This window comes from Rubritalea squalenifaciens DSM 18772 (genome assembly GCF_900141815.1).
GTDB classification, from domain to species: domain Bacteria; phylum Verrucomicrobiota; class Verrucomicrobiia; order Verrucomicrobiales; family Akkermansiaceae; genus Rubritalea; species Rubritalea squalenifaciens.
Genome location: NZ_FQYR01000002.1, coordinates 867927 through 882849, shown reverse-complemented (window position 1 = coordinate 882849; position 14923 = coordinate 867927). Strand labels below are relative to the sequence as shown.

At 52.2% G+C, this 14923-nt stretch carries 14 protein-coding genes; 6 read left to right on the top strand and 8 right to left on the bottom strand.

Annotated features, from left to right (window positions below; all coding sequences use genetic code 11):
* Nucleotides 1–58 precede the first annotated feature (58 nt).
* From BUB27_RS04120 to BUB27_RS04110, 3 genes are read left to right on the top strand one after another with little or no spacing between them, the layout of a single operon-like run.
* The gene (locus tag BUB27_RS04120; protein ID WP_159434793.1) at nt 59–679 is read left to right on the top strand and encodes a 5-oxoprolinase subunit B family protein; all 621 of its coding nucleotides are present in this window, start codon (nt 59–61) and stop codon (nt 677–679) included.
* On the top strand, nt 672–1526 hold the full coding sequence (locus BUB27_RS04115; protein ID WP_143158269.1) for a 5-oxoprolinase subunit C family protein: 855 nt from the start codon (nt 672–674) through the stop codon (nt 1524–1526). The genes BUB27_RS04120 and BUB27_RS04115 overlap by 8 nt, the downstream gene beginning before the upstream one ends.
* Nucleotides 1523–2224 (top strand): LamB/YcsF family protein, encoded by a 702-nt coding sequence (locus tag BUB27_RS04110; protein WP_159434792.1) that lies wholly within the window; start codon nt 1523–1525, stop codon nt 2222–2224. The genes BUB27_RS04115 and BUB27_RS04110 overlap by 4 nt, the downstream gene beginning before the upstream one ends.
* Here the strand turns inward: BUB27_RS04110 and BUB27_RS04105 are convergent.
* Entirely contained in the window at nt 2217–3203 is a 987-nt protein-coding gene (locus BUB27_RS04105; RefSeq protein ID WP_143158267.1) for an SHD1 domain-containing protein, read from the bottom strand. The genes BUB27_RS04110 and BUB27_RS04105 overlap by 8 nt on opposite strands.
* A gap of 128 nt (nt 3204–3331) precedes the next feature.
* Nucleotides 3332–4384 carry an NHL repeat-containing protein gene (locus BUB27_RS04100; protein WP_143158266.1) on the bottom strand — a complete coding sequence of 351 codons (1053 nt, stop codon included), beginning with the start codon at nt 4382–4384 and terminating at the stop codon, nt 3332–3334.
* Between the two features lie 223 nt (nt 4385–4607).
* Here BUB27_RS04100 and BUB27_RS04095 point away from each other — a divergent pair, with 223 nt between their 5' ends.
* A complete protein-coding gene (locus tag BUB27_RS04095; RefSeq protein WP_143158265.1) occupies nt 4608–5930 on the top strand; it encodes an alkaline phosphatase D family protein in 1323 nt (440 codons plus the stop codon).
* A gap of 14 nt (nt 5931–5944) precedes the next feature.
* Here BUB27_RS04095 and BUB27_RS04090 read toward each other — a convergent pair whose 3' ends face one another.
* From BUB27_RS04090 to BUB27_RS04065, 6 genes are all read right to left on the bottom strand, one after another.
* A complete protein-coding gene (locus tag BUB27_RS04090) occupies nt 5945–7015 on the bottom strand; it encodes an MlaD family protein (RefSeq protein ID WP_159434791.1) in 1071 nt (356 codons plus the stop codon).
* 97 nt (nt 7016–7112) lie between these two features.
* Nucleotides 7113–9449 (bottom strand): metallophosphoesterase family protein, encoded by a 2337-nt coding sequence (locus BUB27_RS04085; protein ID WP_143158263.1) that lies wholly within the window; start codon nt 9447–9449, stop codon nt 7113–7115.
* Nucleotides 9450–9541: 92 nt separating this feature from the next.
* Nucleotides 9542–10297, bottom strand: a complete 756-nt coding sequence (locus tag BUB27_RS04080) for an ABC transporter ATP-binding protein (protein ID WP_200797059.1) — start codon at nt 10295–10297, stop codon at nt 9542–9544.
* A gap of 41 nt (nt 10298–10338) precedes the next feature.
* The gene (locus tag BUB27_RS04075) at nt 10339–11043 is read right to left on the bottom strand and encodes a hypothetical protein (RefSeq protein ID WP_143158262.1); all 705 of its coding nucleotides are present in this window, start codon (nt 11041–11043) and stop codon (nt 10339–10341) included.
* Between the two features lie 43 nt (nt 11044–11086).
* Nucleotides 11087–11683, bottom strand: coding sequence for a 3-isopropylmalate dehydratase small subunit (gene leuD, locus BUB27_RS04070; RefSeq protein ID WP_143158261.1), 597 nt, complete (start codon nt 11681–11683; stop codon nt 11087–11089).
* A gap of 69 nt (nt 11684–11752) precedes the next feature.
* Nucleotides 11753–12691, bottom strand: coding sequence for an AEC family transporter (locus tag BUB27_RS04065; protein ID WP_143158260.1), 939 nt, complete (start codon nt 12689–12691; stop codon nt 11753–11755).
* Nucleotides 12692–13084: 393 nt separating this feature from the next.
* Here BUB27_RS04065 and rpsB point away from each other — a divergent pair, with 393 nt between their 5' ends.
* A complete protein-coding gene (rpsB, locus tag BUB27_RS04060) occupies nt 13085–13768 on the top strand; it encodes a 30S ribosomal protein S2 (RefSeq protein ID WP_143158259.1) in 684 nt (227 codons plus the stop codon).
* Nucleotides 13769–13875: 107 nt separating this feature from the next.
* Nucleotides 13876–14745: a translation elongation factor Ts gene (tsf, locus tag BUB27_RS04055; RefSeq protein ID WP_143158258.1), complete on the top strand. Its 870-nt coding sequence runs from the start codon at nt 13876–13878 to the stop codon at nt 14743–14745.
* Nucleotides 14746–14923 lie beyond the last annotated feature (178 nt).

Genomic DNA, 14923 nt, shown 5'->3' with positions numbered 1-14923 from the left:
GATAGACTACACAAAAAGCTATCTGAAAAAATATGAATTTATGCTACAAATATCCAAGATGTTATCTCTCACGCCATTCGGGCCCAGCGCCTGGCTCGTTCTGCACCCTGATCACTCCAAGCTCAAAGCCCTAGGTAGGGCCCTGGAACAGGAAGCACCCGCAGACTTTGTAGATTACACTCTTGGCTATGAGTCACTACTGATCCTCTTCCGAGTCCCAGTGCCCGAGGCAGTCGTGAGAGTTTATCTGGATTCCCTGACTTTAGACGCTTCCGAAGACACAGCCTCCACGCATCACCACATCCCGGTAAGCTATGACGGCCCAGACCTGGAGGACACAGCCAAAGCGCTGAAACTAACTTGTGAGGAATTAATTCAGCTTCACTCATCTGCGCTCTATCAGGTGCGCTTCCTCGGCTTTAGCCCCGGCTTCCCTTACCTAGATGGACTACCCGAACGCATTCACCTTCCTCGCCGTAGTTCACCCAGACCTCGCATGAACCCTGGTGCTGTGGCTATTGGGGGAGGTCACGCCAGCATCTACAGCATCGCCAGCCCTGGTGGCTGGCATTGGCTAGGCAACACAAACTTTCCCGTCTTCGACCCCCAAAAAAATGATGAGTCCGCCTTTGCCCTAAAGTCTGGTGACACTCTAACTTTCATCCCCCAGAATGACTAAACCTATCGCCATCGCAAAGACCACAGGAGTCGGCCTCAGCTATCAGGATCTTGGCCGCCACGGCTGGACCCAGTATGGAGTAGCCCCGGCTGGAGCCATGGATAAACATGCCTTCAGCATTGCTAACAAACTACTCGATAATCACCCTAATGATCTCTGTCTGGAAATGACACTGGGGTGCGTCAGTTTGCACTTTCTTGCCGATACTTGGATTTCCCTGTCTGGAGCGGCGCGCTGTGACCAACTCCCCCGCTGGTCAGCCCGCAGAGTCAAAGCTGGCGACCAGGTCATCATTCATCCAGCCAAATTTGGAATCTGGAGTTATCTCGCTATTCCCGGCGGCTTCTCAGCCCCCTCACAGTTTGGCAGCGCGTCCAGACATGAACGATCCGCACTAGGCCAGGCCATCTTCCAGAATTCTGAAATCAATTGGAATGCCAAGTCAGATCCCTACCCGGGCATCGCCGCACGTTACATGCACTCCTCAGAAATCAGAGACTATTCCACACCGCCAGCGATCCGGGTATTCCCGGGCCCCCACGAGATCCCTCAAGCAATTCTCGATCAGCTCTTCTCGGACACCTGGTCAGTTTCCCCGCAGTCTGATCGGACAGGCTTCCGACTCGACGGTACAACTCTCGACTTCAAACCCAGTATCCGCAGTCTACCGGTACTGCCCGGCACCATTCAACTACCTCCATCTGGGCAACCTATCGTCACCTTGAACGATGGCCCCACATGCGGAGGCTACCCGATACTTGGTATCATCCATCCAGAGGACCTTTCTTACTTCGTCCAGCATGCTCCCGAAGCATCCGTCCACTTCACCCAATGCCCAAACCCATGATTAAACATATCCTCATCAATTGCGATCTCGGCGAATGGGAAACCTCCGAGAAGACAGCCAGCCTGATGGATCATATCCACTTGGCTAACATCGCCTGCGGAGGCCATGCAGGCAGCAAGGAAACTATCCAGTATTGTGACAGCCTAGCCCGCCAAAAAGGCGTCCTGACCGGAGCTCATCCCGGCATCATGGGGAACAAGGGCCGAACACTACCCATGGGCTTCACTCATGAAGACTTTGTCCACCTGATAGAGAACCAAATTCAATTCTACCTCGATGCCGGTGCTTATCTGCACCACATCAAACTCCATGGCGCCCTCTACCACCTTAGTGAACAAGATACCTCAATCCGTAATACGCTGCTAGACTATGTAGCGAGTCACGATACTAAAATCGTTTGTCTCGCGGGTGGAGCTGTAGCTAGAGCCGCTCAGGATAGGAATCTCCCCATTCTCCAAGAAGCATTTTTAGACAGAAACTATCTCCCCGATGGCCAGCTGGTACCGCGGGACTCTGACAATGCTCACATTCACGACCTAGATCAAATCAAGGCTAGGATCGAAAAGCTTGACCAAAAAGGAACCCTCGAGGACGTGGACGGCAATCCCCTCCCGGTAACTGTTGACACTCTCTGCATCCACTCAGATTCGCCTAACAGCCAAGAAATGGCACGCATCGCCATCAACGCGCTTACTTGATGGTAATCGTGACTTTTTCAGCGTCGTGATCCTTGGTTGTTGGATCCGGCTTGTACATGTAGATCGCAAAACCGCCGGATAGCGGTGACTCCCCATACTGGTAGGGCGAGAATTTGACCGACTCACTGCCACCACGCTTAAACACCATCTTGTGTTTACCGAGCATCGGGCCGTCGATCTCTATCTCCTTACTTTCACCTCCAAATTTCAGCGTCTCCCAGAAATTATATTTCCGCTTGTTCCCGTCGATCATTTCCTGCTTCACCCGGCAACGCTTGGAAAACTTTTCACTGGCGTCCATGTCCGTGGTTTTACCCACGAAATGGCGTACTCGATACACCATATTGTCCTTTGACTGGAGTTCTTGGCTCGGGTCTGCACGAAACCAGGTGGTCACCGCATTTTTCTCAAAACCATAGATCACTTCACAGGTCGTACCTCCGCGCCTGGTACCGACAAAGCGGACTTGTGAGGGGTTCTCTGCTGCTTGGGCATAGTCTTCAAAACTCTCAAACCAGAATTTCTCCCGGTCATTGGCCTGTTGTTCATAGATATCTACATCAATGCTGATGAACCATTTCTCATTCACTTTACCATCCACGATGGGATGGATCTTCATGCTCCCTGACTTGCTCACTCTCGCCACATAGTCATCACCGCGGTAGAGAGCGTACAGCCCCTTACCTTCACCGCTGGCCAACACTGGCAATCTCTTCTGAGAACCACTGACCACCTCCGCAGTTTGACTCTTCTGCCCCTCCAGAAACGCTTGATCCGCCTCACTCAGATCAGAGGCCTTCACCTGAATTTCTCGACCGTTTTGCATCTTCAGGGTCACCACATCGCCATTCTGCTGAATCAGTTCAGCTTCCACCTTGGTTCCCGCCTTGCTCGTCCATTGCCGCTCGGCTGCTACTGCTATCCATGGCCACAAACCACAAAATATCGCCGATAATACCACCACCTGATTCGTTTTCATAGCTATCTCATTACACCATAAACTTAGAGAATCAAGCTGAAATTTGTCATACAGATATAACAACTAGGGCACAAAAAAGGCGCCCCACCAGACCGTGGAGCGCCTCCTGAAAAAGTAATCAGCTAGGCTTACTTCACCAACTGCATCTTGCTGACGCGGCCAGTAGCATTCCAGTCCTGCACGTAGAGGTTGCCCTCTTTGTCAAAACTCAAGCCATGAGGCGCCGTAAAGATACCCAGAGTCTGGTCTTCCGGCTTCACGCCAAAACCAGCCCACTGCTTCTTGTTCGGGTTGTCCCCCACGAAGGAGACAGGAGTGCCGTTCTTGTCGAGAATCACCACGCGAGCTTCCAGCTCAGCTACGGCACAGTAATCACCGAAGAATGAGACTGAGCAAGGACGACGCAGATGTGTGGAGTGTACGCCGATCCAGTTACCCTCGAGGTCCAGGTGAACCAAACGGCGGTTCTCGCGGTCACAAACGAGGAGACGTGGCTCACCGAAACGAGTATCGATACCGAGTCCGTGACAAGTCTTGAACTTGTTCTCACCAGCACCACGGCCACCGAAAGACTTAAGCAGCTTACCTTCCTTATCAAACTTGTGAATGAGGTTAGAACCGTAGCCCATGCTCACGAAAATAGAGCCGTCTGGAGCCACAGCAATTCCTGTGATCCCTCTCGTTCCCCCCTGAATTTCACCAGTCTTTTCATTGGGAATTTCCATGACAACATTGCCTTCCAGGTCCACCTTCACGGCACGCAGTTTGGTTTTCTCCTTCAACTGTCTGTTACCATAAGCGTTGAGCTGAGCTCCGTAAATGAACTGCTTGTCTCCCTCGGTCACCATCTGCATGCCATGGATACCACGGGCTTCAGAAGCAATGGCTCTCACAAAGGTGCCATCCGGCTTGAAGACGCACATGGACTTTTCACCATCCGTACTCACATAAATGAGGCCATCTTTATCCACAGCCACTCCACCATGTGTAGGTCCGAGCTTGGCATTTTCTGGAAGCTTACCAAATCCTGGAACGGTCTCATAAGTGAACTGACCATTACCGGTACGAATCACTTCCGTGATTTCCTTACCCTTTGGCGGGTGCTCGTGTCCTTCGTGAGCGTGAGCCACACCTAGCAGGGTGAGACTACAGAGAGCTGTCGTTATTGCTGTGAATTTCATATCGTATTGTTCTGATTATGCGCGTTCGTCTTACGTGACTGATGGAGGCTAGCTTTCAGTGGTTTGGTATTACAACCGTAAAGAATAGCCTCTGACGAAATATGCACACATTTTTGCATGCAACCCCCGAAAAAACCACTTTAAACCCAATATTGTTTCTTTTGTGAAACTTTATTCTCGTTTAAGATGTACTTAACAAGCAGCAACACCATTCACATCTCATATGAAGACAGACAACATAGCACCAATCACCTCCAGACGCAGCTTTCTCCAAAAAACTGCGCTGGGAGCCTTCTCTCTGCCCGTCCTTTCCTCACTCGCTCAAGCCGAAGAACTGATGAAAGGAAAAGTCGTAGGTCCGGTTCTCGGGCATATCGACGCCTCCACCATCTGTTGCTTCGTCCGAGCGCCCAAGGAGGGGACAATTGGCCTGGAACTCAAAAACTCCAGCGGGAAGACTATCCAGCAACTGACAGCCAAGGCGGTCCAAGACAATGACCTCTGTGTCCAATTTACCGTGACAGGCCTGGAAGCCAATACGGAATACCACGGCAAATTCCTTCATGAACAAGGTCAGCCACTCTTTGAGGGAGCCAATTTCATCGTCCAGACCGCCGCATCCCCTGAAGACAACAAACCCGTCATTCTGGGTATGGGCTCCTGCATCTCCAACGATAAGTTCAATGATATCTGGAAACAGGCCAAGGCTCAGAAGATTGAAGGCTTCTGTCTACTGGGTGATTCACCCTACATCGACAGCAACAAGCTGGAAAAAAACCGCCAGCGCCGGCGAGACTTCTGGACCACGCTCCCCGCTCTCAAATCCCTGGCTCGGGAAATCCCCTTCTGGAATACCTGGGACGATCACGACTTCGGCAAGAATGACTCAGACGGCCTGATGCCGAAAAAAGAAAACATCCGCAAGGCATTCATCGAGTACAATGCACTCGCCAACTACGGCGAGAACAACGCGGGCATCTATACCAGCTTCCGTAGAGGACCGCTGGAAGTCTGGCTGATCGATGACCGCTGGTTCTCTCAGACTGAACCTTCTTGGGCCGACCCAAAGCAAAAGACCTGTATCGGCAAGAAGCAGTGGGAATGGCTACAACAATCACTCAAAGCCTCCGACGCCCCCTTCAAACTTCTCTGCACCGGCATGGTGTGGTACCCCAAAGGGAACAAAGAAAAAGATCACTGGGAAACTTACTCAGCAGAACGCGAGGCAATCTTCCAATTCATCAAGAAGGAGAAAATAGCCGGCGTCGTGCTGATTTCGGGCGACATCCACGTCAGTCGCCATCACGACTACGGTAAGGATCGCCTGGGCTACCCGCTGCATGAATGCGTGGTTTCCCCTATGCATAGCAGTGTGATCAAATCACTGGATGTCCCTCATCCAGCCAAAGTTTGGAGCAAGCCAGCTCCCAATGTCTTCATGACTGTCAAGGCAGACCAGAAACAAGCAGAGTTTACTTGGATCAACATGGCCGGGAAAAAACTGTACCAGTTCTCCCTCTCGGCCGGCGAGCTCACTCAAGCCTGATTCATTCGGCGCAATTAACGGCGAGGCCCACGATAGCGACTCTTGCGAGCGTCGCTATCGTCTTTGGTTTCGTCATCCTTGTAGCCGAGAATACCGTAGCGCTTGAGGTTCTTGATGAAGGTCTTGGCATCTGTCCCCACTTCCTCATCCGTGGTGATCGCCCCCAATAGTCCGTCACCCTCCTCAAGCTTGCCCACCGTGGAACTAGCCTGATCGAGGAAAGCCCCAGCCTTCTTCGCGGTATCACTAAGGCTACTCACGGCAACGGGCACCTCGGCAAGTGCTGGCTCCAGCTTCTTGATTTGCTCGTTGGCAGAGGCAAAGGTCTTGTCCGCAGAATCCGCCGCATTCTTCACGGAAGTGATAGCCCCCCGCAGATCCTGCATAACTGGATCCAATTGCTCACTGGCATTTTTAAACTTTGCAGAAGTCTGCTCCAGATTGGCAAAGGTCTCTCTCAGGTTGTTGGTGTTCTGGTCGTCCAGAATTTCAGAATTCACCTTCTCCAGCGTTTCACTCAAACGGCCTGCAACAGCACGGATGTCATCCAGAGCAGCATCTACCTTCAGGAGACTAGTACGCGCATCCTTCATCAGTCCGCGTGCGTCACGCGCCACAGACTCAGCATCGGACTGCAGGGCATCCAGACCACCGGCACCACCACCCATAATGAAGTCTCCATCTGCATAGTATTGCTCACTCTTAATTTCCGGAGGCACAACCACAACCATCTTGTCCCCTAACAAAGTAACAGATTGGATCAGAAACTCAGACCCTTTGTACAGTTTGACCCTCTCATCCACACTGAGCTCGACCATGACAGTCAAATCATCTGTCAGACGTGGCTTGTTGATCACCTTACCCACCCGGGCTCCGCCCATGCGCACTTCACTTCCCTCGATCAGACCTGACGCATCTTTGAATTCCACAAAGAGCGTGTACTCCCCCTTGAATTTGTCACTGAATTTGCCGAACTGCAAAATCAGCCCACCCAAAGCGAGCAAGCCGACTAGCACGAATAATCCGACAAGCGTTTCCGAGCGCTTTTCTTTCAGACCCATACGCCCATCATCGGCTGATTCCAAATACTTGCAAGCCCGATTTGGCGGAGCGCGTCCCACCAAATCGGGCTTGGATAAATGTTTGCACGGCCTAACACCGAGATATTGTGGGTAAAAATCCTTAGTTCACCCGCTTATTGGTCTTGTTATCGATGATCACTGGCCAGTCCGGGCAAGGCTTGTTATCAGGAGCCGCCTGCTGAGGGCCAGCCCAGTAGTGCCAGGCTTCCAGGCTCACTTGATCCTTATCACGGTCAAAGCTAATCACCGCATAACCTGGAGCACGATCATACAAACGCGCGGGCTCGCGCTCAGTATCCACCATGTTGTTTACGGCATGCATGGTAATCTTGTTACCAAAGCCATCAATGTAGTCACCGGTATAGCGAGGCATCCCTTCCTTCCAGTTCCCGCCTTTATCGTTAGGGAACCAGCGGCGCGGCCAAAGGTTCGCCGTCGCTGGAGTTGAAATCCAGAAAGGACCATCACGGAACTCATCAATGCCGTATTGGCCTGTAGTACCCAGATGCTGGTCACCATTCACATGGATCGCACCTGCCTTTGCCATCAGACGCAGGGCATCGTTACGGCGGTTTTGAGGCCAGCCATTCGAGTCATAGTCACCTCTTGGCACCTCGCCCTCAGGATATTCACCTGGTTTCGGAGCACCGCCAAAGATTACTTTGGCATCATCCTTGATGTCCGGTGGCAGTGTAGAGGTACAGGTCCATGGGGAAGCCGAGAGCACCGCTCTAAACTGAGCATTCTCCGGACGTGTTTCCGACCAGCCTTTAAGGAAAGTCATCTGCTTCTCACCGAGCAAACGGGCATTTTCTACATTCATGCCATCTGTCTTCGGGTTCCAAGTATCACTCTGAGGCCAGCCGTTACGGATCTTAGCCTCTGGCAGCAGTACGCGCGGTGGTGACTTGTATTGGCGGTCTGCAATCACCGCGAAATCAATGCCCGCATACACAAAGGAGGTAAAGTAGTCGGTGATACCAGACTCGTTAGACTTCACTTTAGGCCCATCAGGCAGGTTTCCTGTCTGAGTCCGATGCACGACGTTCACAAACTCAGCATCCATCTTATAGCCACCAAAGTCTTGGCAGCCATAGAAACCATACTTCTTGATATCGGCCAAGCGAGCCCCGTCACCCCAGATATTTCCATGAAATACATCATGATCATCCGGGATAGTGACCGAAGGGATATCCTTCAAGAGACCGCCCCAGCTCCAGCCGTGCATGTAGTACTTACGCAGGTAGCTCAAAACCGCGCGGTCATCACCACGGGCTCCGACGAGACCATATCCTCCAATCGGCTCATAGATCTGGTCACCCAGGAAAGTGATCGCATCCGGCTTTTGTGCCGTCACGTTATCCACTAACAAATTGTGAGGGAATCCAGTGGAGTCGTTACAGGAGAGCGCGGCCAGCTTGACTGTTCCTTTGAGCGGAATCTTGCGAACGTGCCCATCGTAGCGAGCTTCTTCACCATTGGCCTGCTGGTAGACTACCTGATATTGATGGTCTTTGCTCGTGTCTACCTTGGTATCAAAGCGGACAGTACGGGATTTGGGATCAATCTCATCTTCCGCCACTTTCTTGCCATCCACGTGTAGCTCGACCTTGCGCGGACCATTGCCCACAGGAGCCATCAGAGCAACCAACCTCAAATTCCCCTCTTCGGTCAATGTCTGCTGAGTCCACATGACCGGACCAAAAGTTCTATCCTTGTGAACCTTCACTGAGTCCCCGGAGATCTGGACGTCACTGAACGCGAAACGGAATTCCCCGCCGCGCTTCTGACTATTCTTAGCGATGGCCTTAGGAGCTGCCTGCTCTGCTGGACGCTCGAGCAGCTTCTCACCGTGGGCGATCAACGCGGCTCCACCTTCCAACCAGCTACCGTGAACACGACGGCTCGCGCTAGTGAGAGTTTCACCTTTCGCATCCTTAACCACGAGAGTCAGCTGATAGAATTCACCATCCGCCTTGGCATCGATTGCCAGTGTCGTATCTTTCAGTGCTCCATTGACCTTTTTCGTCTCGGTAAACTTTTTCCCAATGAACAAACTACCGTCCGCAGTCACACCGATATCAAAGCCTTTGCCATAGACTGCCGTATCGCGGTAATCATTGAAATTTCCTCGGCGGCCCAACTGGAGGCCAACTACTCCAAAACCTTCTATCTTTTCACTGACTTGGCTGACCTTCACACTGGCATTAAAATCCTTACCAGCCTTTACCTCCACGCCCAGCAAAGCCACGCTGCGATCTCCCCCGGAATGCGTATTAAAAACCCGGCCATCCTTCAGACGCCAGTCTTCCATGGGGTTGGTCCACATGTCCGCTGATGCCCACGGACGGTCAACATTTTCAGGCAAAGCCGACTTGTACTCGTCGGCTTGTAGTCCTGCTACTAGAGTTGAAAAAAGTATCAAAGTGCGTTTCATCTCTAGCAAGCTAATCAAGCAACCCGTTTATGCAAGGCGATTAGAAAGCGGAGACAGCAAAACACCTACAACCAACTCCATATCAGTACCCTTCACCACTCACCACCCGAATCCCCTTCAACGAAATTCTTCAATTCAGGATCTTCAGAAGCCTGCAGTTCCTCAGGAGTCCCCTCCCAGTAGATTTGCCCGGTCTTCAGAAAGACGATCCGGTCTGCAATGCGGAACACACTGCGCATTTCGTGGGTGACAATGACATTGGTCATCCCATGATCACGCTGGAGGCACTTCACCAAGTGATCGATAGAATCCGCCGTGATAGGATCCAGTCCAGCATGAGGCTCGTCGTAGAGCACGCACGCCGGCTTATCCACGATCGCCCTGGCAAGAGCCACGCGCTTGCGCATTCCACCAGACAGATCAGCCGGCATCTTGTCCTCCTGACCTGGCAGCCTGACAATCTCCAGAGACTCAGTCACCAAGCGTTCGATCTCCTTCTCGTCTTTCAGACCAGACTCCAGCAAAGGAAAGGCGATATTCTGCCCCACTGTCATGGAATCAAAGAGCGCCCCATTCTGAAACATCATCCCCATCATCTTGCGCACCGGGCCCAGCTGACGCTCGCTCATCCGGGAAATATCCGTCCCTTTGACCCACACTTTTCCCTCCAACGGGCTCAATAGCCCAAGGAAATGCTTCATCAGCACACTCTTCCCTCCACCAGAACCTCCCAACAACAGTAAGGTCTCTCCCTCATAGACATCCATGGTCACACCACGCAGCACGTGGTTATCACCAAACCTCTGGTGGACATTCTCAACCCGGATCAATGGCTCTCTGTCAGGCACACTTACTAACTAGCCCCGAATCCCAAATCACAAAAGGAAAATTAGCCTTTCTTAGCCTTCAACACCTCTACTGCACGCAAACCTAAAAAGTAAGCTACACACCCGAGCAACCAAGAGAGACACAGCAGTAGTACCAGATAGGAAGTATCACTTTCCATGAACTCAGCTCGTTTCCCGACATTCACATAGCTGTATATATCAAACACGCCTCTGCTCAAAAGCTCTCCCGGATCCTTGAACATTGCCCAGTCAAGCCACTTTCGTCCGCCATTAAAAACAGAGAGGAACGCCAAACCCCAGTAGATGCTCACACCTATTAGCAGGCTCGATGGCAGCCACTCAAAACTCCGAAGAAATTCCTTCCGCTCTTCCGGCGGCCCTCTCCAGAAACAACTCCATCTAGCCTGAAGCTTTTTCAGCAATTTTTTAATAATCCACCCCAACACAGATACTTTCACCCCTTTAATAAAAGAGGTGATCACCATTAACATGGCGAATACAGCGGCAAAATCTCCTTCAGACTCTACCCACTTGTGACAACACCTCATGGCCCACCCGCCATAGATACTCTCACCCTCACGCCATGCGGACTCTCTAAATAACTCCGGATTCCACCACGCCTTCCAATTCTCAGCACTCAGCTCAAGCACCGAAAGCCCAAACGCCAACAACCAGTAGCAGGTCACCAGCACAAACGCATTCCATGGCAACCTCTCTAAACTAAAAATCCGACGCAAGACACCCATCAGGGTCCTAACGTCGGATTAGAAAATTTTCTTAGGCTGCCGCCTAGACGTAAGGAAGCGCCTCGGCAGTAGACTCGATGGAGGCATTGCGGTCCACCAGCTCCTGGATCACATCCCACTTGCCGCTGACCAGGGCCTCGCGGGCACCTTCATCCATGCCGGCCTTGAAGACCTGACCAGCAAAGCTGACCTCCATCTTCTCCATGTCCAGGCTCAGCTCAGCCTCAGGATTGGCCTTCACCAGCTCCATCAGCTTCTCGTTGTCCTCAGGGCTGAGACCTACGCAAGGCATGCCGAGGTTAGTGGAGTTACCAAAGAAGATTTCAGCAAAGCTGACACCGACGATGGCATTAAATCCGGCACGGCGGATGGACTGCGGAGCATGCTCACGGGAAGAACCACAGCCGAAGTTCGGCCCGACCACCATGATGGAAGCACCTTGATACTCGGGTGCATCAATCGGATGTCCTTTACTGTTGCCGTCGGCATCGAATCGTTCGTCGTAGAACATTCCCTCTGCGAGATCATCAAAGGTCACGCACTTAAGGAAACGAGCAGGAATGATCCTGTCTGTATCCACATCAGCACCCGGGACGGGTACTGCCCTGCCTGTTACTTTCTTGATCGCTTCGATTGCCATAACTTGTTGGCGGACTCTTCCTCAGCTTCCCTCAAATTGCAAGCATACATCCCTGCATCACTCAAAGAATCAGAGCACAAAGTGGATCCCCGCCGCCACCACCAGCGGCATGGTGATCACGCAAAGCACATTGGTCGCCACAGAGACCTGCACGGCCACATCCGGACGCCCGCCATAGTGACGGGCTAGAATGATCGGAAAGACTGCCGCCGGCATAGCCGCCTGCACAATGATGACCTGCTTCAGCTCCAGCGTGACAGGAAGCATCGCCACGGCGCCTATCATCATAGCCGGGATGACGAAGAGCCGCACGACCGTACCACCCAGACTGACCCGCCAGTCAAAACTAGCCTTCTGCATGAGATCGTAAATCGTGGTACCCACCGTCAGCAAAGCAATCGGCACGGCACAGTTCCCCAACATCGTAAACACATTGGTCACTGAGCCAGGAATCGAGCCAGACACCCCGAGCCAGTTCACAGACAAGGCAACGACCACCGCCACAATGGGCCCCTTCAAAAACATTTTCAAACTGGGCTTCAGCTCCCCCGTCAACATGGCAATCCCTACCGTCCAGAGAGCCAGCTCCACCCCCACATTGTGAGTCAGCAGGACCCCAAGACCATTCCCACCCGGAAACAAAGCTGCCATCAATGGAATAGCCATGTAGCCGTAGTTCTGAATTCCAGTGGACACAGCGAAGGTGCGCTTGCCTCCCCCCTTTTTAAGGCCCAATAACCCACCAGACAAGTAGCCCACAAGAAATCCTCCTGCCACAAAGACGAAGCCGAGACCTGCTGCCCAGGCGACCAAGCCCACATCCATCAAAGCCTCATTCCCTACGATATTGACCAAGATCAAACTCGGCAGCAGCAAGTGCACCACCAGCAGCATGAGCCCCTTGTCCATCTCCTCCGTCAATACCTTCAGTTTCCTGAGCAAGATGCCTAAGCCGATGATGCAATACACCGGAAACGCGGCCTGAAGAACGGTCCAAACATGCTCCACAAGACCTGTGCTAGCCCCTCAAGCCTGCATGTACAACCCAAGATCGTGTATTCTCCTGCATTTTACCCTTATTCACCAAAATAATCTCCCCGCCTTGACTTTCAGCTCCAGCAGACTTGCCAGCCCTTACCCCGCCTTGCACACAACAACTAACAATCCCCTTGCTAGCAAGCCTCAGACAGTCAGCCAGATCCACAAAGTAATTCCAACGCGGGGAAGCAGGAGAAATCCCGCAACTAATCCTTGCCAAGCCTGCAAGATCAATGTATCACGCGCCCGCTTCGTCTCTCGCCGTCGCATAACAACCGGGAAATCAGACGATTCTAAATTCCCACGCGGCGGGTTTCCCAACAACCTGCGCTTCCCTGATTCAAGGAAAGACACTCAATTACAATGATTAACGAACTCATTCAAGAAATGGTAGACGCTGGCGTCCATTACGGACACCAGACCCGCAAATGGAATCCAAAGATGAAGCCTTACCTCATGAAGGACAAAGGCGGCATCTACATCATCAACCTTGAGGAAACAGTACGTTGCCTCGACAAGGCTTCCGACTTCCTCACCGACATCGCCGGTAAAGGTAAGAAAATTCTCTTCGTTGGCTGCAAGCGCCAGGCTCAGGATGCTGTTAAAGAAGCAGCTGAAGCTTCCGGTCAGTTCTTTGTGAACCACCGCTGGCTTGGTGGTACTCTCACCAACCTTGCTACCATCCGCCGCTCTGTTGAGCGCCTCAAGTACCTTGAGGACATCGAAAAGCAGCCGGAATTCAAGGCCATGTCCAAGAAGGAGCTCGCCGCTCTTTCCCGTGAGCGTGAAAAGCTCTTCCGCAACCTCTGCGGTATCCGCGACATGGAGAAGCTCCCAGACGCTATCGTCATCGTTGACTCCGCACGCGAGACCATCGCTGTTGCAGAAGCTCGCCGCCTGAACATCCCAGTAGTTGCTATCGTTGACTCCAACGCTGACCCATCCAAGGTCGACTACCCAATCCCAGGTAACGACGACGCGATCCGCTCCATCCGTATCCTCCTTCAGAACCTCGTCGACTCCATCGTCGTAGGTGCAAAAGGCTAATACGTCACCGGAAACCATTTGCTCTGCAGCCCCTTCGGCTGCAGAGATTTTCGGCCAAGTCCGATATTTTCCGCCCTATCTCGAACTAATTAAGTATTACTAAGATCATGGCTATTACAGCATCCGCAGTTAAAGAACTCCGCGACAAGACCAACGCTGGTATGATGGAGTGCAAGAAGGCTCTCACTGAGACCAACGGCGACCTCGACGCAGCAGTAAAGCTCCTCCGCGAAAAAGGCATCGTGAAGGCTGGCAAGCGCTCCGACCGTGAAACTTCCGAAGGCATCATCGCCGCTTCCGTTAACACTGACAGCTCCGCTGGTGTTCTCGTTGAAGTAAACTGCGAGACTGACTTCGTTGCTAAGAACGAAAACTTCACCAACTTCGTTGAAGAAGTTACAGGCATCATCGCTGAAGGTGCAGCTGACTCCGCTGAAGCAGCACTCGCTCTCACCTCCGGTGAAGGCACTGTTGAAGACACTCTCAAGGCCAAGTTCATCGAACTCGGTGAAGTGATCGCTGTTAAGCGCGTGACTCGCTTTGAAACAGCAGGCACCGGTTCTGTTGCTTCTTACATCCACATGGGTGGCAAAGTTGGCGTTCTCATCGAAGTTTCCTGCGAGAAGGCAGAAACCACTTCCGCTGACACATTCCAGACTCTTCTCAAGGACATCACACTCCACGTTGCTGCTGCTAACCCAGCTGGCCTCACTCGTGATGACATCGACGCTTCCGTCGTTGAAGAAGAGAACGAAATCAACCGCAAGCAGCTCGAAGCTGAAGGCAAGCCTGCCAACATCATCGACAAGATCCTTGTTGGTAAGATCAACAAGTTCTACAGCGAGCAGTGCCTCGTTGAGCAAGCATTCGTTAAGGATCCTGACACTTCTATCTCCAAGCTTCTCGAAGCTAAGGGCAAGGAGCTCGGCGACACCCTTGAAATCAAGCGCTACGCTCGTTTCAGCGTGGGTGCTTAATTGACCTTTTGAAAAAGCCCCGTTCTTCTGAGCGGGGCTTTTTTTACGACTTGATCTCACTCTCTAAATTCAAGAATCTTCCAGCACTATGATGGCACGTAAGACAATCGAGTTCCTCATCAAGCTCTTCATCATCGCCCTAATCGGCACCGCAGCACTCTACATCTACAAAGTGCTC

What these genes read in the sequence shown, in the direction of transcription:
- BUB27_RS04115 (WP_143158269.1), top strand. Translation starts at nt 672, where the DNA reads ATGACTAAACCTATCGCCATCGCAAAGACCACAGGAGTCGGCCTCAGC.
- tsf (WP_143158258.1), top strand. Translation starts at nt 13,876, where the DNA reads ATGGCTATTACAGCATCCGCAGTTAAAGAACTCCGCGACAAGACCAAC.
- BUB27_RS04085 (WP_143158263.1), bottom strand. Translation starts at nt 9,449, where the DNA reads ATGAAACGCACTTTGATACTTTTTTCAACTCTAGTAGCAGGACTACAA.
- BUB27_RS04110 (WP_159434792.1), top strand. Translation starts at nt 1,523, where the DNA reads ATGATTAAACATATCCTCATCAATTGCGATCTCGGCGAATGGGAAACC.
- BUB27_RS04100 (WP_143158266.1), bottom strand. Translation starts at nt 4,384, where the DNA reads ATGAAATTCACAGCAATAACGACAGCTCTCTGTAGTCTCACCCTGCTA.
- rpsB (WP_143158259.1), top strand. Translation starts at nt 13,085, where the DNA reads ATGATTAACGAACTCATTCAAGAAATGGTAGACGCTGGCGTCCATTAC.
- leuD (WP_143158261.1), bottom strand. Translation starts at nt 11,683, where the DNA reads ATGGCAATCGAAGCGATCAAGAAAGTAACAGGCAGGGCAGTACCCGTC.
- BUB27_RS04095 (WP_143158265.1), top strand. Translation starts at nt 4,608, where the DNA reads ATGAAGACAGACAACATAGCACCAATCACCTCCAGACGCAGCTTTCTC.
- BUB27_RS04105 (WP_143158267.1), bottom strand. Translation starts at nt 3,203, where the DNA reads ATGAAAACGAATCAGGTGGTGGTATTATCGGCGATATTTTGTGGTTTG.
- BUB27_RS04075 (WP_143158262.1), bottom strand. Translation starts at nt 11,043, where the DNA reads ATGGGTGTCTTGCGTCGGATTTTTAGTTTAGAGAGGTTGCCATGGAAT.
- BUB27_RS04120 (WP_159434793.1), top strand. Translation starts at nt 59, where the DNA reads ATGTTATCTCTCACGCCATTCGGGCCCAGCGCCTGGCTCGTTCTGCAC.